The sequence below is a fragment of the Nocardiopsis sp. iso_238 genome (genome assembly GCF_056173325.1).
The window spans coordinates 5171377-5195365 of sequence record NZ_CM149668.1 but is presented as its reverse complement, the minus strand read 5'-3'; the positions used below and the strand labels follow the sequence as shown (position 1 = coordinate 5195365).

Annotated in this window: 17 protein-coding genes; 14 read left to right on the top strand and 3 right to left on the bottom strand. The window is 67.0% G+C overall.

Translation table 11 applies throughout. The features are described 5' to 3' along the window. Positions 1-2: 2 nt before the first annotated feature. The 10 genes from AC0VYL_RS23430 (at position 3) to AC0VYL_RS23385 (ending at position 15750) form a co-directional block, all read left to right on the top strand. Complete coding sequence (locus AC0VYL_RS23430; RefSeq protein WP_475481517.1) at positions 3-1790, top strand: phage tail tip lysozyme; 1788 nt, start codon at positions 3-5, stop codon at positions 1788-1790. 53 nt (positions 1791-1843) lie between these two features. Then, complete coding sequence (locus AC0VYL_RS23425) at positions 1844-2860, top strand: hypothetical protein (RefSeq protein ID WP_475481516.1); 1017 nt, start codon at positions 1844-1846, stop codon at positions 2858-2860. Beyond that, a complete protein-coding gene (locus AC0VYL_RS23420; RefSeq protein ID WP_475481515.1) occupies positions 2860-3510 on the top strand; it encodes a hypothetical protein in 651 nt (216 codons plus the stop codon). The genes AC0VYL_RS23425 and AC0VYL_RS23420 overlap by 1 nt, the downstream gene beginning before the upstream one ends. Before the next feature lie 133 nt (positions 3511-3643). Then, entirely contained in the window at positions 3644-4600 is a 957-nt protein-coding gene (locus tag AC0VYL_RS23415) for a hypothetical protein (protein ID WP_475481514.1), read from the top strand. Then, a complete protein-coding gene (locus AC0VYL_RS23410; RefSeq protein ID WP_475481513.1) occupies positions 4597-5268 on the top strand; it encodes a hypothetical protein in 672 nt (223 codons plus the stop codon). Before AC0VYL_RS23415 ends, AC0VYL_RS23410 begins: the two co-directional genes overlap by 4 nt. 73 nt (positions 5269-5341) lie before the next feature. Beyond that, on the top strand, positions 5342-5854 hold the full coding sequence (locus AC0VYL_RS23405) for a hypothetical protein (RefSeq protein WP_475481512.1): 513 nt from the start codon (positions 5342-5344) through the stop codon (positions 5852-5854). A 27-nt stretch (positions 5855-5881) separates the two neighbouring features. Further along, entirely contained in the window at positions 5882-6823 is a 942-nt protein-coding gene (locus AC0VYL_RS23400) for an AAA family ATPase (RefSeq protein WP_475481511.1), read from the top strand. Between the two features lie 321 nt (positions 6824-7144). Then, the gene (locus tag AC0VYL_RS23395) at positions 7145-8929 is read left to right on the top strand and encodes an AAA family ATPase (RefSeq protein WP_475481510.1); all 1785 of its coding nucleotides are present in this window, start codon (positions 7145-7147) and stop codon (positions 8927-8929) included. A gap of 108 nt (positions 8930-9037) precedes the next feature. Next, complete coding sequence (locus tag AC0VYL_RS23390; protein ID WP_475483568.1) at positions 9038-11647, top strand: hypothetical protein; 2610 nt, start codon at positions 9038-9040, stop codon at positions 11645-11647. 98 nt (positions 11648-11745) lie between these two features. Then, complete coding sequence (locus tag AC0VYL_RS23385; protein WP_475481509.1) at positions 11746-15750, top strand: type IV secretory system conjugative DNA transfer family protein; 4005 nt, start codon at positions 11746-11748, stop codon at positions 15748-15750. A gap of 136 nt (positions 15751-15886) precedes the next feature. On the opposite strand, the gene AC0VYL_RS23380 is transcribed toward AC0VYL_RS23385, so the two are convergent. From AC0VYL_RS23380 to AC0VYL_RS23370, 3 genes are all read right to left on the bottom strand, one after another. Further along, complete coding sequence (locus AC0VYL_RS23380) at positions 15887-16984, bottom strand: hypothetical protein (RefSeq protein ID WP_475481508.1); 1098 nt, start codon at positions 16982-16984, stop codon at positions 15887-15889. Then, complete coding sequence (locus AC0VYL_RS23375) at positions 16977-17594, bottom strand: hypothetical protein (RefSeq protein ID WP_475481507.1); 618 nt, start codon at positions 17592-17594, stop codon at positions 16977-16979. The genes AC0VYL_RS23380 and AC0VYL_RS23375 overlap by 8 nt, the downstream gene beginning before the upstream one ends. 264 nt (positions 17595-17858) lie before the next feature. Then, positions 17859-18374 (bottom strand): VOC family protein, encoded by a 516-nt coding sequence (locus AC0VYL_RS23370; RefSeq protein WP_475481506.1) that lies wholly within the window; start codon positions 18372-18374, stop codon positions 17859-17861. Positions 18375-18979: 605 nt separating this feature from the next. Between AC0VYL_RS23370 and AC0VYL_RS23365 the strand changes: the two genes are divergently transcribed. From AC0VYL_RS23365 to AC0VYL_RS23350, 4 genes are read left to right on the top strand one after another with little or no spacing between them, the layout of a single operon-like run. Further along, complete coding sequence (locus tag AC0VYL_RS23365; protein ID WP_475481505.1) at positions 18980-21322, top strand: TrbL/VirB6 family protein; 2343 nt, start codon at positions 18980-18982, stop codon at positions 21320-21322. Between the two features lie 37 nt (positions 21323-21359). Beyond that, entirely contained in the window at positions 21360-22028 is a 669-nt protein-coding gene (locus AC0VYL_RS23360) for a hypothetical protein (protein ID WP_475481504.1), read from the top strand. 4 nt (positions 22029-22032) lie between these two features. Further along, positions 22033-23205 (top strand): C40 family peptidase, encoded by a 1173-nt coding sequence (locus AC0VYL_RS23355; RefSeq protein WP_475455979.1) that lies wholly within the window; start codon positions 22033-22035, stop codon positions 23203-23205. A 2-nt stretch (positions 23206-23207) separates the two neighbouring features. Next, positions 23208-23984, top strand: a complete 777-nt coding sequence (locus tag AC0VYL_RS23350; RefSeq protein WP_475481503.1) for a hypothetical protein — start codon at positions 23208-23210, stop codon at positions 23982-23984. The last annotated feature ends 5 nt before the right edge of the window (positions 23985-23989 follow it).

Here is a 23989-nt window from a genome sequence, read left to right as displayed (position 1 = left end):
GTATGGCGTCGGGGGGCAACGTCCCCGGTCTCGGGTCGGGCGGCGGCGGTGTCCCGGGCGTCGGTGGAGAGGACAGCGTCCCCGGTGCCAAACAGGCGGGCAAGCGCATCCTGGGCGCGATGGCCGACGACGGGGGTGACTCGGAGGAGGAGGGCGACCCGTCCAAGAAGGCGGCGGCCGGGGGTGCTGAGTTAGGTGCGGCGGGCACCTCCCCGGCCGCCAAGAGCGACTCCGAGGAGGACAAGGGCAAGGGCGGGGGAGCAGGCAAGGGCGCTGGGGTGGCAGCGGTCGCCCCGGCGGTCAACATGGCCTCCCAGCTCATGGTGCTCCTGAAGTTCCTCAAGTGGCTCAAGGGCATGGTCACCTCGATGGTCGCCTCGGCGATCAACCTGCTGCAGATGGTGGCGTTCTGGGCCACCGTCGCGGTCAAGTTCGCGGTCGGCGCCGCTCTGGTCCTCGGCGGGATCGTCGCGGCGGCCCTGGGCGGAGGCGTGATCGCGGGGGCGATCGTGGGGGTCGGCGCCGTACTCATGGCCTTCGCCGTGATCGCCATGGTCGCGGTGGGTGTCGCCGGGGAGGGCAACACGGCCGCCCAGCACGACGGCAGTGTGGACGACTGCCGCCCCCAGACCGAGGCGGTCGTGAGCGAGATCGACGACAACTACCAGTCCGGGGGCGACAGCGACTCCATGGACGAGATGGCCGAGCAGATCTACGCGGTCCTGTCGGGCATGGGTATGCGGGACGAGAACATCGCGGGGGTCCTCGGCAACTTCGAGCAGGAGTCCTACATCGACCCGACCACCGTCGAGACGATCTACAACGAGCGCTACCGGGTCGGGCCGCGGACGAAGGACGCGGAGGAGAAGGGCTTCAAGGTCGAGCTGATCGACGCCGGCTACGCCGCGGACTGGCCCGCCATCGACCTGGTGGGCATCGGCCTGGGGCAGTGGACCAACGGTCGCAACTCGATGCTCACCGACTACGCCGACAAGGTCGACGGCGAGTGGTACGAGCTCGAGACCCAGCTCAGTTTCATGGTCACCGACGACGACCCCACTCGCGTGCGGTTCGTCAAGGCGTTCATCGAGGACTCCGACAACTCGATCAGGCAGGCCACGGAGGACTGGATGGTGAAATGGGAGGGTCTGACGCTGGACAATTCCGTGAACCAGCCAAGGCTCGAAAGCCGCTACCAGAACTCCCGTGTGTGGTTCTCGAAGATGAAGTCCTGGGAGGCCGACGAGGAGCTCGCGGACTCCATTCTCGAGCAGGCCTCGATGTCGGTGGGCAACGCCAACCAGAACCGTCGCGACGCCGCGATCCAGGAGTGCCGTACCGCCAGCACGGGCGGTGGGAGCGTGGTCCAGGCCGGTGACACGGTGCCCTGCGACTCCCTGGGCCGGATGCACCCGGACGCCTGTGACATGCACAAGGTCCTCCAGGACGAGTTCGGTGGCTTCTTCCTGACCGCTGGCGGCCAACGCAACGAACCGAGCAGCAACCACCACAACGGTCAGGCCATCGACTACATGATGGCTCCGCTCAACAAGGTGCCCTCCGCCGAGATGCGCAGATCGGGGGACACCATCGTCAACTTCGTCATCGCGAATTCCGAGGAACTCAACATCAGCGGAATCCTGTGGAACGAACGCAAGTGGGCGGCCGGAAACGACCCCGTCGGAGAATGGAACGAGGAGAACACCCGGTACGCGGGTGGGCGAGGGAGCAACACCCAGAACCACGTCGACCACGTGCACATCAGTGTGGGGCCGGATCCGTTCAAGTAGCGCCGTGTGGGACCGACTGACAGGCACACGGGAACCAGGAGAGGAGCGCGACGGTGTCCGACGAAGAACACGGGGAACGTGCCGACCGAGCCGAGGACCCGTCGGGTGACGGAGCCTCCACGGAAGGGTCGGAGAAGAAGCCCTGGCACCGGATGAGCCGCGAGGAGGTGATGGAACGCCTCGACCGGTTCGAGGCCAAACAGCGGCCGAACCGCCGGAGGATGACCGGCGACGACGTGGAGGAGATGTTGCGTGAGCGTCGCGCCCGGCGCCAGGGGCGCAGGCGCGAACGCGGGGAGCGTCGCACCGCCTCCCAGCAGGCCGAGCGCGACCTCGGCGGGAGAGTGCGGTTGGGTCTGGGCGGGGCGCTGTTGGTCGGGGCGATGGGCTTCGGGGCCCTGGCCGCGTCCAGCACCGACACCACGGAGGCCCGGGCCCAGGCCAACGAGGAGTCCATCGCCATGCTCAAGGGGGACATCCGGGGTCTGGAGTCCGAGACCTGGGACGAGGACGACGCCGCGGCCTTCGAGGAACAGCTGGAGCAGTCCGTGTCGGAGGCCTGGGAGAAGGGCGGACAGGTCGCCGAGGCACAGAACACCTACCAGGAGATCTTCGCCGACCTCAACGACGAGGAGCTGTCCGGGGACGGGGACGCGGGAGAGATCTACGCCCCGGTGGGCGAACACCGCGAGGAGCTCATCGGCCTCTTCGCGGAGTCGGCGCGGATCATCGAGGACGAGGAGGACTACGCCCCGGGAGCGGACGTGTTCTACGGTCCCGGTGAGATCGACGTGCTCGCCCCCTGGTACACCCGCTACGCCGACGAGGGCCTCACCACCTACGCGGAACCCACGGCGAACTCCTGGGAGCTGGTGGCCGTCACACCTCGGGGCGGATCGTCCCGCACGGTGAACGTGGCCTGGCTCAACCGTGACGCCTCCAGCGGTGACCTGCTCGCCTGGGCCAGGGCCGCCTACAGCTCCGACGCGGGGACGTTCCACAGCCTCTACGTCGGTGAGACCACGATCGGTGAGCGCGCCGCGGGCGGGCCGGACCGGGAGGAGGACTGATGGGGTTCCTGCAACGCAATGCCTTTCCCCTGGTCGGGGCCGGGGTCCTGGTCGTCGCGAGCGTCTCCTTCGCGCTGACGCGTGGCGCCCAGGAGGACGTCCTGGCCGAGCAGGAGCAGCAGATCGTCGAGCTCGACGACCGCAGGGCCGAGCTGGTGGCTGAGCAGGAGGAGAGGGGCCGCCTGGCCGCTGACGACGTGGTGGGCACGAACGTCCACCGGTTGGCCGACGACGAGGCACTCATCGAGGAGGTGCTGGGCACCGCGCTGACGTGGGAGAGCCATGCCGAGTACGAGGCCGCGCGCACCACGATGACGAACGTCCACGGGGTTCCCGAGGACTCGGCGTTCATGACCGAGTTCCTGCCCAGCGCGCCGGTGAACGTCGAAAGCGGGGGAGAGGAACACGCCCTCATCGACCTGCTCGGACTCGACTCGCGGGTGAACAGTTTCCAAACCGACCTGATATCGATTCAGGGCACCGAGTACGCCTATCTGGTGGTGGTCGACGTGCGGACCACCTCCGACGACGGTGAGGCCAGTGCCCTCAGCACCGCGACGGTGCTGTTGACCACCGACGGCAACGGCGGCGTGGCGGAGCTCGAGGGGTACGCCACGACCTCCCGGGTGCGTTCCTCCGGTCCCGACTGATCCGGTTCGGGTGGGTCGGCGCCGGGGTCCACCGGTGCCGGTGGCGCGGAGTTCATCACTATTGTGTGGGTTGAGAGAGCCATTCTGTTTCCGAGAAGAAGTACCTCGTGGTCACTGAGGAGAGGAGGTCAACGTGGCCGATGGTGAAAAAGGGTCCGAAAGGCCCTCGACGTCGCCGTTTGTTTCGACGGCCCCCGCTTCCTCCGCCGAGTCGGACGAAAGCCCCTCACCCCGGCGCGCCAAGGTCGGATGCAGGACCCTGCTGCTGCGCTTCGTTTACTGGTCGGGCACCGCGCTGTTCCTCCTGGGCGGGCTGGTGCTGCTGGTCATCGCGGCCGCGATCAGCTCCCACCACGAGAGCCAACTCCAGGAACAGGCTCAGGACGGCTTCGACGCTCAGCGGAACATCGGCGTCGCCGAGCAGGGGCTGGAGGACCTGCCCGGCGAGGAGGAGGCCAACCGCTGGCTGAGCCAGGCCACCACAGTGGGCGAAACGGTGGCCGAGGCGCAGAACACCTACCTGGAGCACGCCGGGCCGCTGCGCCTGGACGAGCTGCCCGAGAGGACGCCCCGGTTGGGTGAACGGGACGAGTGCGTCTCCTATCTCGACGAGCGGCCCTCCGACCCGCGTGAGTACACCAACGAGGAGCTCACCGCCTGCGCCGAGGGTTTGCGCCAGGAGGGTGTCGGTGGCCTGAGCCGCCATCTGACCCCGCATTTCGCCGCGCACGTGCGCGACGACAGCGGCTTCAACGCGGTGAGCCAGTGGCATTCCGAGGTGGCGGTTCTGGACGCCCTGGAGGACGAGGCCGCCGTCGCCGAGTACACCTGGACCGCTCATGAGGCGAAGGTCTTCGAGCGGGACGGGATGATCCCCATGGTCTGGACCCTGACCCACGAGGAGACCGGCCAGATGGTCGCCTGGATGCACGGGACCTACGACCCGGTGGTCAAGAAGTTCGACCAGATGGTGCTGGGGTCTGTCGCCGTCAGCGACGACGAGGAGGACGCCGACGACGAGAGCGTCGGCACGGACTCCGGTGAGGACACCGGAGACGGTGGGGACGAGGACGGGGGTGACCAGGGATGAGCCTGGCCGAGATCGAGGCCTACGAGCGTGAGCGCGAGCTCCGCCGGAAGAGGATCCGGCTCGTCCTCTCCTGGACGCCCCTGGCCGTGGCCGTGCTCCTGTCGGCGGTCGGCGGGTTGGCCGTGTGGTCCGCCTCCTCCGGACACGACGAGGACCGGGCCGAGGTCGCGACACTGGTGGAGGGGCTCCAGGAGGAGGACGCGCAGGCCCAGGCCGAGTACCGCGCCGGCTGGGTCGAGGCGCTGGAGAGCTCCTCGTCCGTCCGCGTCGAACGCGTGGAGGCCGACAGCGAGTGGATGCGCGAGCTGTTGCTGGAGGTCGTGGAAGCGGAGGGCGACGCCTCGGTCGAGCCGAGGGTGCCCGTCGAGGAGGAGTCCCTGCTCCCGGCCCAGGCACTGGCCGAGGACGGGGTCCCCGGTCTGGGCCCGGACGCGAAGGCCAGCCTGGGGGAGTTCTCCCCGGTCGTGGTCGAGAGCAGGAAGGCCGACTACTCCTACTTCGCCTACGTGGAGGTCTTCGACGCCGACGACGTTCCGGAGGACGGACATGACGAGGAGGACCCGGTACCCCCTGTCGCGACGCTGTCTGTGGCCTGGACGACCGACTACGCGGGTATGGTGACCCACTTCGACGTCCAGTGGACCGACGAGGCCCCCCAGCGCTCCTGAGGCGCCCCGCACACCCGCCCCGCCCCGGGGCACTCCGAGACCTCGACCCCCGTCCCCGCCAGGAGAACCACTCATGAGCCCCGCTCCACCGCCGGCCAGGAAGAAGGCGAAGTCCGCCTCGGTCGTGACGCCCAAACGCGAGAAGAAGCAGCAGGACGAGGAACAGGACAGGAAGGCCCCCGCAGGAGCGACCACCGACTCCGAGCGGCCCGACGGGAACGGCTCGGCACGGCCGCCGCTGGGTGCGCGGATCCGCTCGCGCCTGGGGCGGTCGGGGACGAGGGCGCTGCTGGTGGTCGTGCGCTCCGGCCTCCGGTTCGGAGCGGTCGCGGCCATCTACGTGCTGGGGATGTTCGCCGCGGTGACCGTGGTCCCGAACGTCTTCCTGATGGTGTCGGGCGGGAGCGGTGTCGGTCCGGCGTCACCCCTGGAGATGCAGGTGACGTACTGGCTGGTGCCCGCCCTGTTCCTCATCGGTCTGATCTTCGTCCTGGTGCTGGTCGTGGCCCGGTGGCTCTGGCGTGCCCAGTACCGGCTGGCCGCGAAGGCCCGGCGCTCCCTGCTGGGAGAGGCGACCAGTCGGTGACCCCCGCACCCGAAGAAAGGCGAACGCGTGAAAATCGCACCCCTGAAGCTCACTGACCCGTGGCTCCACCGCCTGGCCCGAGACAGCGAGGCCGACACGGAGACCCTGAGCGCGGTTCCCTGTGAGATCTCCGTGCGCATGGAGACGGTGTCGGTCCTCCACCACGGCGTCGACCAGAACCACCGCCCGTACCTGCACCTGCGCGGGCAGCTCATCCAGGTCCAGCCCGACGTCGCCCTGCCCTACGGCATCACCGCGCTGCCGTTCCGCTCCGGGTCGGAGCCGAACTTCGACGCCTTCTACGAGTTCGGCACCGACCAGCTGCTCGAACTGGTCCGCAAGGGTTACTTCGGTTCCCGTTTCCAGGTACCGGAGTCCATGACCGGGATCATCTGGGAACTGCCCGCCGAAGCCGACTTCCTCCTGGTCGCGCCGGAGCGCATCGATCAGCCGCCGCTGGCCTTCGTGGGCGTACGCAACCAGAACAACACCGAGCTCAACGAGGGGAACAGCGGCTACACCCTCGCTGAGTACTTCCCCGACTACTCGACGGAGGAGCCCGAGTGGGCGGCGGCCGAGAACCAGCCCGCCGTGTCCGAGCGCTCGGAGCAGATCGAGGACCTGTTCGCCGACGAGGAGTTCGACGTGGTCCAACGCGGCCAGACGGGTCCCGGACGCCGTGACGAGGGCTCGGGTCCGAGCGCGGTGAACCAGGTCCCCGGAGGGGTGTTCGACCGTGTCCTGGAGGAGGTGCGGGCCCAGCGCCGCGCGGAGGAGGCCACCCTGCGACCCGGAGTGGACTACGTCGAGGACAGCCCCGAGGGGATGCTGCGGTCGAGGATCCATCCGGGTGTGGCGGCGGCGCTGTCGGGCCCGGAGCGAGGGGCCCCGACCGGCCGGCACGGTGCCGGACACGTCGCCGGGAGCAGTGGCGACCCCGACGGCTTTCTCGACCTGGACGACGACTAGGACCGGTGCCGGGGGGCGAGGACGGGAGAACCGTACGGACTAAGCGCGCGGGGCCGGTCGGCTATCGCGGAATCCGGAACTCGACTCGGCGGTTCCGGGTACGGCCCCGTGCTTTCTTCTCGCGTCTTTCGCGCATGGGTGCGGTCGCCTTCCCCTCCGTTTGGAAGGCGACCCCCGGCGGCATTTACGGTCGCCTCAAACAGGGAATCCCGTTGGTCCTTGTCGGGGTGCTGCGTGCTAGGATATTGCTGATTTATGAGCACAAATTGAGCGGCATCGAGACGAAGCCGTAACCTTCTCTCCCACAGAAGGTGGTGTTGGTTGTTCACCCGGTCCGACGGTTCCCTCGCTGAGGACCTCAACGAGCTCTACCCGAAGCTGGCCAAGTACAGTGATCCACTCAAGGCCGCCGAGCGTGAGATCGTCGGTCGAGAACGTGAGATCTCCCAGCTCATGGCCGCCATGTCCCGCCCCGAATTGTGCAACGCCCTTTTGCTCGCTCCCCCCGGGTCGGGAAAGACCGCCCTGGTCCAGGCGGCCATGACGGCGGACACCAAGCGGCTGTACCTGGAAGTGGATCTGGCCCGGATGATCGCCGGTCTGAGCACCCCCGACGAAATGGCCGCGCTGCTCAAGGGCCTGTTCGACGAGGCCGAGCTGTTCAGCAACGACGAACAGGTCGAGCTGGTGCTGTTCATCGACGAGTTCCACCAGGTGGTGCAGCTGAGCGCGGCCTCCGTCGAGGCGCTCAAGCCGGTGCTGGCGGCCTCGGGTGCGCGCGGTATCCGGGTCATCGCGGCCACGACGTTCGACGAGTTCCACAAGTTCGTGGCGCCGAACCAACCGCTCATGGAACGCCTCCAGCGCATCAACGTGAACCCGCCCGACCAGAGCACCACGGTCCGGATCCTCAAGGGGATGGCCCGGCGGTACGGCGTGGCCAACCAGTTCTACGACGACCACCTCTTCGAGCTGATCTACGAGTACACCAACCGGTACATCCCGGCTTCGACCCAGCCGCGCAAGTCGATCCTCGTGCTCGACTCGATGGTGGGCTGGCACCGGCACAGCGGGCGCCCGATGGACCGCGCCCTGCTGGCCGACGTCCTTATGGAGTCGACCAACGTCAACGTGGCCTTCAGCGTCGACGCGGTGAAGATCAAGCAACAGCTGGACAGTGCGGTCTTCTCCCAGGACTTCGCCACAAGCGTGGTCGCCAAGAGGCTGCAGCTGTGCGTGGCGGACCTGAACGACAAGACCAAGCCGATGTCCTCCTTCCTGCTCACCGGCTCCACCGGTACGGGAAAGACGGAGCTCACGAAGCAGCTGGCGAAGCTGTTGTTCGGTGACGACCAGCGCCACCTCATCCGGTTCGACATGTCCGAGTTCGCCCGCGAGGAGTCCCTGGACCTGTTCCGCTCGGAACTGACCAAACGCGTGTGGGACCTCGGGCACGCGGTCCTGCTCTTCGACGAGATCGAGAAGGCCGCCTCCGCGATCACCCGGGTTCTGCTGCAGGTGCTCGACGACGGCAGGCTGACCAACGACAACGGCCGCCAGGTGTCCTTCCTGAACACCTACATCGTGCTCACCACCAACGCTGGCTCCGAGATCTACGAGACCATCGCCCAGTACAACGAGGACGACACCGGATCGGGAAAGGAGCTGGTGGAGAAGATGAAGGAGATCCGCCGCTCCATCGCCACCACTCAGGGCGACAACAAGTTCCCGCCCGAACTGCTGGGCCGTATCGACGCGATCGTCCCCTTCCAGCCGCTCTCGCGCGAGACCCAGCGCAAGATCGTCAAGAACAGGCTCCGTGAGATGCGGCGCGAGATCATGGTCAAGCACGGGGTCCGGGTCGAGATCGCGGAACGGGTGCTCCAGTACCTGATCGACGACCACGCCGACACCGATTCCAACGCGGGCGGCGCGCGTGCGGCCATCGCGAAGATGACCGACGAGGTCACCATTTCCCTGGCCGCATTCATCAACGCCCACCCCTACGAACGGGTTCTGCGGGTGGACGTGCGCGGCATGATGCGCAGTGAGAACAAGGGACTGCGTAAGAGTGATTCCTATGTCGAGGTGACTGCGGCCCGATAGGAAACGGCCCGGGCTGCGGGGGTTTCCCGCGCCGGAAAGGCCACTGTTTTCACTTGGTTGAAAAAATCGATTCGTTGATTCAGTACAGGAACGGGAGAGGGTGTGCCGATGGGACTCATGGACAACATGCGGCAGCAGGGGGCGGACGACGGCACGTCCTCGGAGAACACGGAGGCGGCCTCCGCTCCGCCGAGCGGTGACGGCAGGAAGCGCCGCAAACGGAGGAAGCCCGAGGAGATGCTGGCCAGCGTGGTGCGGGAGAGCGCCGTCAACGCCGCCGTCGATCTGCTCAGGCAGAACGAACGCTTCTCCCTGCCGGGCAACAACTCCTGGGTGGCCCTCGCCCTGCCGGTGGCCGAGATCGGGGGGTTGAGCAAGAAGCAGCAGCGGGACGAGGCCAAGGGTTCGCTCATCGAGCTCATCAACCACGACCTCATCCAGGCCATCACCACTAGGGCCCTCCTCGACGAGGAGATCCTGGGCATCATCCCCACCCCCCAGACGCTGGAGCGTATGGAGGAGTACTCGCTGCTCACCAACGCCACCTACTTCTGGATGGTGCTGAGCCCGAGCCAGCACGGCACGGAGCTGACGGTCAACCCCGTCAAGGACAAGCCGGTCACCTACGCTGACGCGGTGGCCGTCGCCCACGGCAACCGCAGTATGTCCGAGTACCTGCCGCACGTGTGGGCCTGGACCCAGGCCATCGACGCACCCGCCGACACCGGGGTCGCCCCCATGGGTCCCGCGGGCGCCACCGGGCACGGCACGGGTCCCAACGCCGCACCGGCGTTCGGTACGGGGCCGAATACTGCGCCCGCGTTCGGCACGGGTCCCAACGCCGCTCCTGCGTACGGCACCGGCCCCAACTCCGCGGCGCCCGCGTTCGGCACGGGTCCCAACGCCGCACCGGCGTACGGCACCGGCCCCAACTCCGCGGCGCCCGCGTTCGGCACGGGTCCCAATGCGGCTCCGGCGTACGGCACCGGCCCGAACCCCGCGGCGCCCGCGTTCGGCACGGGTCCCAACGCCGCACCGGCGTACGGCACCGGCCCCAACTCCGCACCCCTCGCCTACAACCCCGCGCCGCCCCCGGCCGCCCCCCAATCTGGCGTGGGCGGCGGCTTCGGAGCACCCGCTCCCACCGGGGCCGGTCCCTTTCCCGGTGCTCTGCCTCCCGAGGCCAACGAGGGCTTCGGCCACCCCCAGCCCGCCGACGGACCCTCCGAGGGCGGTGAGGACTCGCTGATGTTCAGCGAGGAGGCCGACGACGTATTCGCTGAGGAGACCGACGAGGACCTGGGGATACTCGACCCCGAGGACTTCCGCGACGACGACGCGGGAGGGTTCGACGAGGGGTTCGAGTACGAGGAGGAGGTCGAGGAAGAGGAGGACGAGGAGACCGCGACCTGGGAGGAGTACGCCGAACAGCACCGGGACCGGGAGTTCACCGAGGACGAGGTGCGCGCGACGATCGCACGGCGTTTCCTGACCGGGGACCTGGACCTCGACGTCACCCTCGACGAGTTCGAGGCCACCTTCGACACCAAGGCCCCGGCGGTCCTCCTGGACCTGGACGACCCGGTCACGGACAAGCCCACCGACTGGCTCGGTGAACAGGTCCACCAGCTGGCCAAGCAGGCCAACGCCGAACTGGCCAAACTCCACCACAAGCACCGCGGTGAACTGCGCAGGCTCTTCGTCGAGACGATGAGCCTGCACGCCGAGTCGGTCATGCGCGAGGTGGACGAGGAGCGCGAGGGCTCCGTCTACCAGAGGCTCGCGGCCGCCACGGAGCGGGAGTACCGCGAGCTCAAGACCAGGGCCCCCGAGGAGGTCAGCAACCAGCGCTCCGAGATCACCCGGCGCTACGAGGAGGACGCCGACCAGCGGGCCGAGCTCGCTGCGGCCCAGGCCCGGCAGGTGTTCTGGGACCGGGCCCGGCCGGAGTTCGAGCGCAAGATCGCCGACGTCGCTCCCGAGATCGAGCACCGCAACGAGGAGCGCCACGTCCACCAGCGCCAGCTGGTGCTGGAGATGCGCCGCAAGGACGCGCACACGCGGATGCAGCTCGGCGCCACACGCGCCTTCCAGCTGCTCTCCGAGCGCGAGGCCGCCCAGCGCGAGGCCGAGACCGCACTGCTCACCCAGTGGAACGCCAGGCTGACGCGGTACATCGACGACAACCGCAAGCAGGACATCGCCCGTGCCGAGGCCCTGGCCGTGCAGCTGCGGCTGGACAACAGCATCGAGAAGATGCAGTCCTCCAACGCCCAGCGGACGGCGGAGCTCAAGTCCGAGCACGAGGCGCAGACGCGCAGGCTCACCAGCGAACTGAACGCGGTCAAGGCCGAGCTGGAGCGTACCCGCGAGCACGCCGAGGCGCGGATACGGGAGCGCGAGCTCGAGTGGCAGCACAAGGCCGAGACCAACAACCAGATGTACACCGGTCTGGCGGATCGGACCCGCGGCCTCACCGACACCATGCACCAGGAGTACGCCAACCAGTTGATGGCGGTGAACCGCGCCAACCAGGCCAGCATCGAGGAGCTGGACCGCGCCAACCAGGTCCAGCGGCGGGCCAACAAGATCCTCTTCGTGCTCATGGCCGTGGTCTCACTGGCGGCCATCGGCGTGGGAGTCATCCTCGGCTGGTGGATCGGGTTCAACACGTTCGGCAGCAGCGCGATGGCCCTCCCGGTGTGGTTCGACCAGTAGACGCCCGCTTCAACGCCCCACCCGGGCCCGCATGACCGCACGGACCAGGGCCCGCCCCGGGGCCACGTCGAGTGCACGCATCAAGGAAAGGTCGCACCATGGCCAGGAGGAGTTCCAGCCCCAAGGCGGACGCCTGGGACAATCTCTCCTCACGCAAGACCGAGGAGACGATCGCCAACCGCGACGTCTACGAGTCCCAGCAGCTCGAACGATCCAAGATCGAGCACAAGAAGACCCGTACGTCGGGCACCGTCCTCGCCGCCGCGGCGGGCCTGGTCATCGTCGGGCTGGTGTGGTCCCTGTGGTCGGTGGGCGAGTACGCGGTGGACACCGTGAGCAGCACGCTCAACGCTCCGACCGCACCCGAGTACGTCGAGCGCGAACAGGTGTCCACCACCCAGGTCTGCTTCCGGGTGCTGGACGAGGCCGGGGAGGCCCTCCCCGGCCAACCGTGCCACGAGACCCGCGCCGCGGCCGAGGAGGAGACACCCCAGTGGGTGCTCGACGACATGGAGGCGCAGCAGGCGGAGCTCGACGCCGACCGCGCCGGCGTGCCCAGCACCCCCCTGGGCTGGCTGGTCCGCCCGACCCTGCTCAAGCTGAGTGCCGCTCCCGGCGCGGGCCTGCTCGCGTTCGGCCTGGTCTACCTGCTGCTCATGCGCAAACGGGACTCCCAGAACCTGCTGCACGACACCAGCGACATCAACCAGTACACCGGTGACCAGCACATCGCCCTGCCGCAGGAGATCGTGCGCAAGTTCGACTGGTTCCCCGACGCCGGCGCGCACTCGGCGGTGCAGCCCAACTCGATGATCAGTCACGTCATGATGACCAACAAGGGACTCAAGCAGGTCCCGGTCGCCCAGCGCGCCCAGGAGGAGATCCTCGACTCCGACGGGGACATCGAGTACCTCAAGGGCGAGATCCTGCTCGACGACGACGCCCGGGCGATCACCAAGAAGAAGCCGCTCATCGACGAGAGGTTCGGTGAGGACCTCTTCGAGGCCTCGGGCCTGCCGAAGGACAAGTCGCTCCGCAAGCGGTTCGACACGACCGGGATCCCCTACAACCCCGACGGCAAGGACCGCGAGAAGCTCGGTCGGTACAAGACCGTCGCGGACATGATCAACGACGACTGGACCTTCCCCGAGTACGAGGTGCAGCGCCCCGCCGGTGCGTTCATCGTGGACACCGCCCCGGTCAACACCATGGTGCTGGCCATCACCCGGGCCGGTAAGGGCCAGACCTACATCGAGCCGATGGTCGACATGTGGTTGCGGGAAAAGCGCCCCAACAACATGGTCATCAACGACCCCAAGGGCGAGCTGCTGGTCAAGCACTACGTGCGGGCCACCATGCGCGGCTTCCAGGTGGTGCAGTTCAACCTCATCAACGCCATGAAGACGGACATCTACAATCCGCTCGGCATGGCTGCGGAGGCCGCCCGTGAGGGCGACTCCACCAAGTGCGCGATGTACATCGAGAACATCGCCGACGTCTTCTTCCCGCTCGACGGCGGCGAGGACCCGGTGTGGCCCAACGCCGCCAACAACGCCTTCAAGCGCGCCGCCTACGGCCTCATCGACTACTACCTGGAGGAGGAGCGCGAGCTCCGCGACTACGCCGCCCGGGTGAACATGGACCCCAAGGTCCTGGAGACCAAGCTCGACGAGCGGTGGGGCAAGGTCACGCTGTACAACTGCTACCAGCTGTTCGTGCAGCTCTCGGCCAAGAAGGTGAAGAACCCGGTCACCGCGGTCGAGGAGAAGGCGCAGAACGGCGAGTACGGCAGCCCGGACGACGGCACGTTCCGCGAGGAGGAGGCCGTCTCCGAGATGGAGGAGGCCCAGCGCCGCGAGTTCCTGTGGGAGGGCAAGGAGGAGCTGGACATGCTCACCCTGTTCTTCAACGCCACCAACGGACTCCCGCCCAACTCGATGCGCACCCTGGTCGGCAACGCCGACAACGCCCTGCGGGCCATGGGCGCGGCCGAGAAGATGCTCGCGTCCGTGTACGGAATCGCGATCACCGCGATGAGCTTCTTCACCGACCCCACCATCTCCACGCTCACTTCGGGCACCCCCAGCCAGAACACGGACCTGGGCGGGCTGAGCTTCCCCCGGCGGATGGGCGTGCGGTTCGCGACCAACTACCTCAAGCGCGACCACCTGATCGGTGCCCAGGCGAGGTGGGACGCCTTCGCGGACGCCGGGTTCACGGAGTCGCTGGGTCAGGACTTCGAGCACGACGACATCGTCTCCCGTGAGGGCTGGGCCCGCTTCTACTTCCAGGGCAAGTTCCCGAGGGACGTCGCGCACGTGCGGCTGCGGTTGCTGAACCCCCAGACCGGCATGCTGATCCGCACCTTCTACTTCCGGTTCACGAAGGACTACCAGACCTCGCTCAACGGCAGGTTCTTCGTCACCGACCCGGTGACCGGCAAGAAGATCGTCCGCAACGGCATCCTGCTGGAGCTGAAGAGGAACGACGACGGCTCGTTCGCGCCGGGGCGGACCACCTATCCGCAGATGCGGCTGACCAACATCACCGGGGACCTGCCCGAGAAGGAGATGGGCCAGGCCAACGCCATCACGAACACGATGGTGCGCTACTCGGAGCAGCCCAAGGCGGTCTTCCTGGTGACCCCGCCGCACCTGATGAAGTACGCCAAGCTGATCCTGATCCTGATCAAGCAGCTCGTCGACCTCAACTTCGACAAGTCGTACATGACCAAGGAGAACCAGAAGCCGCTGTACAAGACCCGGTTCATGCTCGACGAGCTGGGGAACCTCCAGTCCGAGGGGCACGGCATCTCCGGCTTCGAGACGATGCTGTCCATCGGTCTGGGCCAGGACCAGCAGTTCACGCTCATCCTCCAGACCCTCCAGCAGCTGCGCGAGGTCTACGGCGAGAGCGTGGACAAGATCGTCCAGGGCAACACCTCCAACATCGTCTTCCTCAAGAGCACCGACGACTCGATGCTCGAGACGCTGGAGAAGATGTCGGGCAAGCGCCACACCACCTACATGGACTCCAAGACGGTGACCCAGGACAAGGGGAAGCTGCTCAAGGGTTCGAACGTGGAGGGCAAGGTCTCCTACACCATGGCGACCAAGGAGGAACCGGTCATCTCCTACAACGACCTGGCCTTCATCTCCGAACGGAACTCGATCGTCTTCCGTGCGGGCGACTCGCCGGTGTGGAACCGCAACGAGATGATCCTGCCGATGAGCTGGCGGCTGTTCAGGGACACGATCGTGCACCCCGGCCACGACTACACGCTCCAGACCATCCCCACGCTGTCCAGCGCGCTGGACTTCGACGTGCGGATGAACCAGCCCGACTTCGAGTCGATGCTGGCCAAGCGCATGCAGCAGGCCGAGCTGGCCGTGGCGTGCCGTGAGAAGTACCAGAAGGCACACGGCCTGTCCCCGGTGGACGTCTCCAGGTTGGATCCGGACACCTACGCCAACGAGGTCATGGAGCTGGTGGACGCCGCCCGCGGCGAGGAGTATGCCGAGGAACAGGGCATGGGCGCGTCCGAGGAGGTCAACCCGGAGGACCTCCAGGACGACCTCGGCCTGGACGACCTCGACTGGGAGTTCGACGAGTCCCTGCAGCAGCTCGTCGACATCCAGCAGGCGCGGATGGACGACTTCCGGACGATGCGCTACGCGAACAGGACCGTCAGCCGGGACATGTTGGTCAACTTCTCCTCCGACCCGGAGCGCCCGCACGCGGGGGCGTTGGACGGCACGTTGGACAGTCAGATCATCGAGGCGTACAAGCTGGCGCGGTACTACATGGAGCAGGACGGCGACCACTTCTCGACGGGCCGGGACGGCTCGTTGCGCAGCGCTGACGGCTCGCGGGTCTTCATCTCCCACCAGGACGAGTCGGACGCGATGCGACGGCTCCAGCAGGCCAACGACAACGGTCAGGAGCGGGTGTACGCCGAGGACCCCCAGCAGTTGGCCGACCTGCACGGGTTCCAGGTGCACGGGGCGTTCTACGAGTTCCTCGCGGAGCGGGACAACTGGACGGACCTGGGCCGCGGTGAGTTCGACCGGGCGATGGCCAACGTGATGCGCGAACAGGAATAGGCTCCCGGGGCGGAGGAATCCGCGGAGGAGCGGATGAGGGGCGTGTGGCCGGTCGGCGCACGCCCCTCAGCTGTCGGTTCCGTGCCGTGAGCGGCGCTGGGACACCCTGGCGGGTGCCGGCCCTGGGACGCGGTTCCTACACATCCGGGCCGTCGTCGTCCTCAGGGGTGTCGGTGGACTCGGCCTCGTCGATGATCTTGGCCAGCTTGACGGTGCTCTTGGCCACCGTGGAGCCGCCCTTGGCGAGCGAGAGCAGGCGCTTCCTCGTGGCGGAGCGCCCGGTGCTGGGGGGCGTGGCGGTGGGGGCAGAGCCGCGCGGGGCCTGGGTCATCGCATCCTTCGCCGCACGGGTCGGGTCCGTACCCGCGGTGGCCGCCGGAGCCGGAGGGGTGGCGCGTGCCTTCAGGTCAGCGAAGGACGAGGCCCTCCGTAGCGCCGCTGTCTCCCGGTCCCGCTCGGCGTGCAGTCGGGGCGGGAGCGTGATGCCGTCCAGTCTGTCGGCCAGGGCCCTCGGGCTCGGGCTGCTCGCGCGGTAGTCGTCCAGCGTCACCTGAGCACGTACCGCGTCGTGGGCCAGGAACCGGTTCAGACTCTTCGGTAGGTGCGGTTGCTCGGGGAACTCGGTGACGAACTCGATGTTCTCGAGCCCGACGTTCGGGTTCCGGATGAGAGCGGGCAGCTCGGTCTTCGCGAGGGCGCTTCCCGGGTGTATCTGAGGGGCGAAGACGCGAACCCTTCCCTCGGCTGCCCGGGCCATGGAGGCGGAGAGCTCGGTCCGCGCCTTGTTCCTGCTCGCCGTGGTGACCGTGGTGGGGACTCCGTATTCCGACTTCAGATACTGGACGACATGGTCGTCGTGCAGCCTGTAGCCGTCCAGGCGCCTGCCTGCGGAGGTTTCCGAGAGGACCTGGTAGCCCCGAGTCCTGGCGCAGGCCTTGGCCTGGAAGTGGCTGCCGACGGGGGGACCTGACGCGTCGGGCGAGGATCTGAAGGCCCAGAACGCGAAGTCCTTTCCCCTGGCCCCGTCCACCGGGTTGTTGGCGGCGTAGTCGTTCAGGTACCCCGCGATGTCGGGATTCCCGTGTGTGACGTAGCCAGCCCTGCGGCAGTCACTGACCAGCCTCTCCGCGGCGCGTTCGAGTTCGCCCGAGGAGACGGAGTTGTAGGAGGACTCGATCCTCCGCGCGTCCGCCCACTCCTCGCGGGTCAGCCCTCGCCTTCCAGGGCTAACCATGCGTGTCACCCGACGCCGGAGGGTGGAAGGAGACGTTCAGCAGCGCGGCGGCAAGGTTGTCGGCCTCCCAGGTGAACCGGGGTACCACCAGGGTGAGCAGCACGACGGGACCGCCTCCACCGCGCGGCGGCGACCAGAAGGTGACCCGGAACGGGTTGTCGGAGGAGGATTCGGGCTTCCTCCAGGGGCCGGATACCGGAGAGTCAGGGAAATCGCCGTCCCCCGCACTTCCGGTCCAGGTCGGCTCTCCCCAGACGTGGGAGATGAGCTTGCCGAACCGTTTCCACTCCGTGATGCCCCGCTCCACCACTGCCCTCTTCTCGTGAGCCTCGGACGTCCTGACCTCCGCCGGTGAACAGTCGAATCTCACCGCGTTCACCGGACCCCAGTTTCCGTTGGAGGCCAGCGTGATCTGGCTTCCGTGCCTCGTGACCACCGTGAGTTCCCGCTCGACGGTCTGAGGCCGCCAGTCGTAACGGGAGCACCACGCGTCGAATCCGGGCAGGCCGGGCTCCGGGGGGCCTCGCCAGATGTCAGGCCAGTCCACGCGGGACAGGTCCTTGACGTCCTTCAGAAAGGATTCCAGTGGCAGGGGTTCCTCGGCCTGCATAATACTGATTCCTTTCTGTGGAAATCCACGGCCCCGTGGTCCTTGTCGATATTCAGGGGGATGTTCGCGGCGATGGGCATAGGATCTCTTCGGAGGAATATTATCGTGCCGACGGGCATCCTTCAGTTTTGGCCCTCAAACGAGGGTAGGTCCCATTGTCTTGAGGTGGTTGACCTCGTTGTTCGCGGGGTGGACCTGGCGCCTGGAGAATGCGTGAGGGGGCGTGCGGCCGCTGGCCGTACGCCCCCGGTTACGTGTTGCGGATCAGGCTTCGGAGACCTCAGGGAGGTCGAAGCCCGACTTCCTCAGGTACTCGGCTTCGGGGCTCTTCGGGTCGAACGGGCGGGCCGCGGTCATGATGACCCGGGTGTTCTCCGGGGTGGTGACCTCGACCTCGATCGTGCCCCACGGCATCTGCCGGGGCCCGCTGGTGGAACCGGGACGAAGCTTCTCGCACGCGGCCACGATCCCGTCGATCTGGTTCAGTACACAGGAGAAGGTGACACTCGACGCCTGGGTCTCGGTCGGGCGTTCTCCCGGTACGAGAAGGACGTCCTGGAACGCCCAGCGCCGCAGGTGCGTGACCTGGCCGGGCACAGTGAAGAGGTCGAAGAAGCCGAGCCCTTCGGTCCAGAACTCCGTGGAGGCCGCCAGGTCGCTGGTCGGCGCGGTCACGAACATGGGCATGCCGTAGATGCCCCGGAAGAGTTCCGGAGGCGCGGTGTCGGGCCCGGGCTGCGGGACGGGGCTGATGCTGAAAGCTGTGAAGTTCTCGCTCATGTGGACCATCGTCAAGTCTCACGCCGCGTGAGGGTCAAGCTGAGTCGGAGTCCAGTTCTCCAGGGGGCCCGGTGCTTCAGGGGGCCGGATCCCCGAACCTCGCGTGTGGGAGGTGGGCCGGGGTGGGGGTGGGAAGGGGTGCGAGGCCCTCCGTTTCGGTCCTTCTCCAATAGGGGCTGTGGGTTCTGCGGAAGGCCGGGGCGGTACCGGGTCTCAGTCCGCTTGGTTGTCGTATGTCCACTTTTGACGGCGAAAGGTTCTGTGACGCCCCTCATAGTCCACATCTGGTGAGCAAATTGTGGCCTTGAGGTTTTTGGGTGTTACGGCCCGCCTTGGAAGCCCGTTACCTGCGCAAACGAGGAGAACGCACCCCTTTGGTCACGTGTCTCCGGCCTGTTCCGGGGCACAGACCGAAAAACCGGTCGCGTTGCAGCCATCTCCCAACCCGGTGATGGCGCACCATAGAGGATGGGGTAAAGACATGCGGGGGCCTTGTGGTCGCGCGCGGTCGCCCGCCTGACGGTGCGGCGGTGCGTGCGCGGTCGGGAGGCCCTGGTGTCTGCCAACGATTTTCCCGCACGAACCACGACGCAGGAGCTCAGCAGATGAGGCATCAGCACGTCCACCGGCGGGGTTGGCGACGCATCCTGATGACGTTCCTGATGCTGTGCGGACTCATCCTCATCCCACTGAGCTCCGCACAGGCGAACCCCATGTGCGCGGGTAACCCGGCGCCGCTCCCGGAGTCCGCTGGCAGTGGTTCGGACGGCCTCCTGGTTCCGCCGCAGTCGCAGTCGGCGATCGAGGGCTCCCCTGACGGCATGCCTCCCGACGCGAGCATGTACGGCCAGTACGGGACCGCCGGTCAGCAGTGGCACATGATCACCGAGTCGTGTGTGGACAAGATGGGACTGGGCGCTCAGGCCACCATCGCCAATTCCGCCTGGGACCTGTCGAAGACCATCAACCAGTCCACCATCACCGTCTACCAGGCGGCCACGTCGGACGGACTCCTGTCCAGTTTCACCGAGACCGTTGAAAACGTCATTGTTGCCCTGCGTGAAGGGATCTGGCGTCCGCTCATCCCCACCATCGTGATCCTTGGAGCCATTTGGCTTGGATGGTATGGGCTCATTCGCAAGCGGATGACACTGACAATCGAGTCATCCGTGTGGATGGTCGCGGCAACCGCGCTCGGAATGTGGATCCTCGTCAATCCTTCCCAAGTAATGGGTCTGGGGAGCACGTTGGTCAACTCCGGGACGCAACTGGTGACGAGCGCGGTGGGACAGGTTCCCTATGGTGGAGGCTCGGGTTCCTGTCCCGCCGGTGCTGAGCCTCCGGAACGTGCCAGTTGGGAGTCCGAGGCTGATTTCCAGGTCCGCAGGAACGCGGACATGATGTGGTCGAGCCTGGTGTGTCAGCCGTGGACGGCGGGTCAATTCGGTAGCGGAGAGATCGCGGAGAACGCCGCGATGCACCACGCGGGTGATCTCATCGCCGCACAGGGGATCAGCAGGATCGAGCAGCAGCAGATCGCCGATGGTGACATCGAGGCCAATGCTCTGATCACTGCGAAACAGGAATCCTATGAAGAGATTGCGTCGAGCATTGAAACCTCCTACCCGAGTGTCTACCCGCTGTTCTCTGGCGATGACCAGGGCAGTCGTCTTGGGGTTGCGACTCTGGCACTCTTCGCTTCCCTTTTCGCGGGTGGTCTGATCCTTGCCGGTTCAGTGGCGCTCATTGTATTGAAGATCGGTTTCATGCTGCTCTTCATGCTTTCCCCGGTCTTCCTGCTTATCGGTATCCATCCAGGATATGGGCGGATGGTGCTGCTCAGGTGGGTGGAGCTCATGGTCGGTTTCCTGCTCAAACAGATCTTCGTGGTTCTGTTGATCGCCTTGTTGGTCATGAGCTACGGAATGGTCATGTCGACGCCGCTCGGGTGGGGCTTGCAGATGATCCTGCTCGCCCTGTTCACTCTGGCGCTCTTCATCTACCGGAAGACGTTCGCCTACCTCTTCGCCTCGGTGAACGCGAACACCTTCACTTCGCGCATCGTGACCGACGCCGCTCGCAGCCAGGCGCTGGACAAGAGCGCGATGGTGCTTCCTCCGGTCGCCTACCTCAAGACACAGAACTGGGGCCGTCGCCGGGGCGGCATGATCGCGGGTGCGGCGGCAGGTGTTCCCGCTGGGGGCGGCACGGCTCCGGGGGCCACCGAAGCCCCGGAGGAGGTCCCCGAGGGCGGCAGCGCCCGTGCCGAGGGCGCTCGTGTCCGTGGAGTCGGCGGCTACGGGCGGGTCCGGGGCAACGACAACGCTCCGCCGCTCAACGTCAGTCGGAGTGGTGGGGCTGGTGCTCCGCGCCCGACCACCGGTTCCCGCAACGGTGACCAGGCCCCGAGTCTCTCCGGGAGTGGTGGTGCGGGCGGAGCCGGCAGCGGCGGAGCGATCCCGCCCCGGCCCGCTGGCGGCTACACCGGCACGGGCGACAGCGGATGGGCCGCCGTCTTCGGCACCGGTGGCGGAGGCGGTGGTGCGAACCGCAACGGCGGAGGCGGCTCCGACTCCCGCTCCGGTGGGGGCGTGTTCGGGGGCGGAACGAGCCACTCCCGCGCGGCGAGCGCGGATCGCCCCGAGCCCAGCACCGGGCGAGGAATCTTCAACGGGCGTGAGGACACCCCGGCACAGGGCAACCTCGGCGGCCGGAGTTCGCGCTGGGGCGGCCCGAAGGAGAAGCGCGAGCGCCCCGCCCCACAGCGGCCAGCACGTCCGGCCCCCGCAGATCGCGGCAGGCGGGGCGACGGTGAGGGCGGCTGGCTGACCGGTTCCGGCAAGAGCAAGGACAACGCCCCCATCACCCCGTTCTGGGGGGAAGGCGGCGCGGCCAACACCCGGGATCGTAAGCGTGACGTCCCCTTCTGGCTGAACGACGACCAGTGACCCGGTCACAGAGCAGACGACAAGGCAACCGACCACCATGCCCAACCCTCTCCCCGAACGCACCCAGCGATTGGTCGTCATCGGCCTGATCGCCGCCCTGGCCGGATTCGGGATCTACTTCAGCCTCGGCGGGTTCGGGGACGACCCGGCGGAGGATCCCGGCGGTCCACCCCGTGATCCCGGTTCGGCCCAGGGGGAGCCCCCCTCCTCCAACCCGGGTTCCCTGGCCACCGTCCCGCCCAGCCCGATCCCGACCACCGCCGCCGAGGACCTGGACGTCCTCGGCTGGTTCCCCTTCTCCGAGGAGGAGTTTCAGGCGGCGGGAGCGACCGCACAGGCCTTCGCTGAGGCCTACGGGACCATCGACTACTCGCGGGACCCCGAGGCCTACTACGCCTCCATGGAGGCCCTGGCGACCGACGAGTACGCGGAGGTGCTCTCCGACGCGAACCGGGTCGGTGCCTTCTGGGCGGAGATGAGCGAGGCCGAGGCGGTCGCGGAGGGGCGCGCGGAGGTCCAGGAGATCCGGACCTTCGGCACGGACTCGATCACCTTCGTGGTCACCGCGCAGTCCATCACCGAGACGGGTGCCTCCGAGTTCGACGAGGACCTCGGAGACTTCGCCGTCACCCTCGTCCGCGACGGCGGAACCTGGGCGGTCTTCGACTTCCAACCTGCCGACGCAGGACAGTTCGGGGAGGAGTGAACGCTTGATCTCCGCTCTTCGTACCGCGGCCCCCAACGAACGAACGGGTTCCTGCCTGACCAGAGTCGCCGTCCTGGCGGCCGTCGGTGTGGCCGGTCTGGTCTTCCTGACCCTCATGGTCATCCCGGCGCTCACCACCAGCACCCAGGTGGGTTCCTGGCTGGCCTCCGGAGTGGTGTGCGCGCCCAACGCCGACGCAGACCAACCGGACAGCAGCGCCTACGCGATGGACACCATCCCGGAGAACTACCTGGAGCTGTACAAGGAGGCGGGGGAGGACCGGGGGATCCCGTGGAACATCCTGGCGGGGATCGGCCAGGTGGAGTCCCATCACGGGCGCTGGGAGGGCCCGGGGATCACCGAGGGCCACAACGACTGGGGCGCCTCCGGTCCCATGCAGTTCGGATCGCTGGACGGGTCCGCGGCCGGGAACAGCTGGGGCGGTGAGCCGATCCAGCCGGTCGACGAGCGACCGGAGCTGGGCTACGGAGTGGACGGCAACGACGACGGCATCGTCAACGTCTACGACCCGGCCGACGCCATCCCGGCGGCCGCCGACTACCTCCTGGCGCACGGCCTCGAGGACGACGTCCGGCAGGCGATCTTCGGCTACAACCGCGCCTGGTGGTACGTGGACGACGTGTTGGAGTGGGCGGAGCGGTACGCCGACGGCGACTTCAACACCTCCAACTCCATCCGGACCGCGGTGCTCTGCGAGTTGGACGAGGACGGAGTGCCGATCGGTCAGGCGCCGGACGACCTGACCCAGGCGGTCGTGGACTGGGCCCTCGACCAGCGTGGCAAGCCCTATATCTGGGGCGGGACCGGGCCGGACGGATACGACTGTTCCGGACTGACGATGAAGGCCTACGAAAGCATCGGGGTGACGGTTCCACGGGTTTCCCAGGACCAGTGGAAGTTCGGTCCGGAGGTTCCTCAGGGTGAGGAACAACCGGGTGACCTGGTCTTCTTCGATGTGACCCGCGCCGGAGAACCGCCGGGACCCGGTCATATGGCAATGGTGATCGGGGACGGCCTGATGGTCGAGGCCTGGTGCACCAACTGTGGGCCGATCGCGGTACGCGAGTACGATGACCCCAATCGTGCGGACATCGTGGGGTTCACCCGTCCGCTTGAGCACCCCGAAGTGAAGGCTCAGCTGGAGGCGCAGGCGTAACCGTGGCGGACACCGAGGAAAAGGACGCGAAGCGCGGCAAACCAGCGAAGAAGGGCCTGCACGGTTGGAAGGCGGCCCTCACGGTTTTCGGCTGCGGAACATTCGCCGCCTTCGGCGTTTTCGGTGTGATCGTCGGTGTTCTGGGTCTGGTCATCAACACGGCCGCCACCGGGGTCTCCGGGGGTGCGCGGGAGGAGAGTCCCGTTGAGATGATCGGTGAACCTCAGGCTTCCATCGATCCTGGGGATCTGGATCTGTGTTCAAGGAATCTGACTTCCGCCCCTCAGCTTAATCTGACTCGAACTGACGCGGAAGATGAATACTCGGACTCCGAAGTAGACGGAGAGCGTAGGGTCCGCGACAGTTGCGAGTGGGAAATGGTCAGTGAATACAATGCGACGCAGCGTTGGAACCTCGTCTACTCGTACGACGCCGTCATCGATTCGTCGGAGGGGGATCGAATTGCGGCGGCCTCGCAGGATTTCGAGGATGCGCTGGATGGGATCGGATCGGAATTTGTTCGTGTCGAGGAACAAGGTGTAGCTGGATTCGCTGACCGTTCCGAGTTCGTGTACGGAGAAGTTAGGCCCGGGGTGAGCGGTTACGTTCTTCTCGCGCAAACTCGCAGCGCGGTCTATGAGATTCGCTTGGAAGCAGAGGCGGACTCCACACAAGAGGGTGCCCTGGTTCCCCTGATACCGATGCAGAAGGAGGCCGAGAAGCTGGTCAGGATTTCCGCGATCGAATTCGAACTTTGGATTCCAGGGAAAGACGACTGAGGCTT

Bases quoted from the DNA above. Each gene is read 5' to 3' on its own strand.
- AC0VYL_RS23430 (WP_475481517.1), top strand. From the start codon at position 3: ATGGCGTCGGGGGGCAACGTCCCCGGTCTCGGGTCGGGCGGCGGCGGT.
- AC0VYL_RS23420 (WP_475481515.1), top strand. From the start codon at position 2,860: ATGGGGTTCCTGCAACGCAATGCCTTTCCCCTGGTCGGGGCCGGGGTC.
- AC0VYL_RS23410 (WP_475481513.1), top strand. From the start codon at position 4,597: ATGAGCCTGGCCGAGATCGAGGCCTACGAGCGTGAGCGCGAGCTCCGC.
- AC0VYL_RS23405 (WP_475481512.1), top strand. From the start codon at position 5,342: ATGAGCCCCGCTCCACCGCCGGCCAGGAAGAAGGCGAAGTCCGCCTCG.
- AC0VYL_RS23390 (WP_475483568.1), top strand. From the start codon at position 9,038: ATGGGACTCATGGACAACATGCGGCAGCAGGGGGCGGACGACGGCACG.
- AC0VYL_RS23385 (WP_475481509.1), top strand. From the start codon at position 11,746: ATGGCCAGGAGGAGTTCCAGCCCCAAGGCGGACGCCTGGGACAATCTC.
- AC0VYL_RS23380 (WP_475481508.1), bottom strand. From the start codon at position 16,984: ATGGTTAGCCCTGGAAGGCGAGGGCTGACCCGCGAGGAGTGGGCGGAC.
- AC0VYL_RS23375 (WP_475481507.1), bottom strand. From the start codon at position 17,594: ATGCAGGCCGAGGAACCCCTGCCACTGGAATCCTTTCTGAAGGACGTC.
- AC0VYL_RS23370 (WP_475481506.1), bottom strand. From the start codon at position 18,374: ATGAGCGAGAACTTCACAGCTTTCAGCATCAGCCCCGTCCCGCAGCCC.
- AC0VYL_RS23365 (WP_475481505.1), top strand. From the start codon at position 18,980: ATGAGGCATCAGCACGTCCACCGGCGGGGTTGGCGACGCATCCTGATG.
- AC0VYL_RS23360 (WP_475481504.1), top strand. From the start codon at position 21,360: ATGCCCAACCCTCTCCCCGAACGCACCCAGCGATTGGTCGTCATCGGC.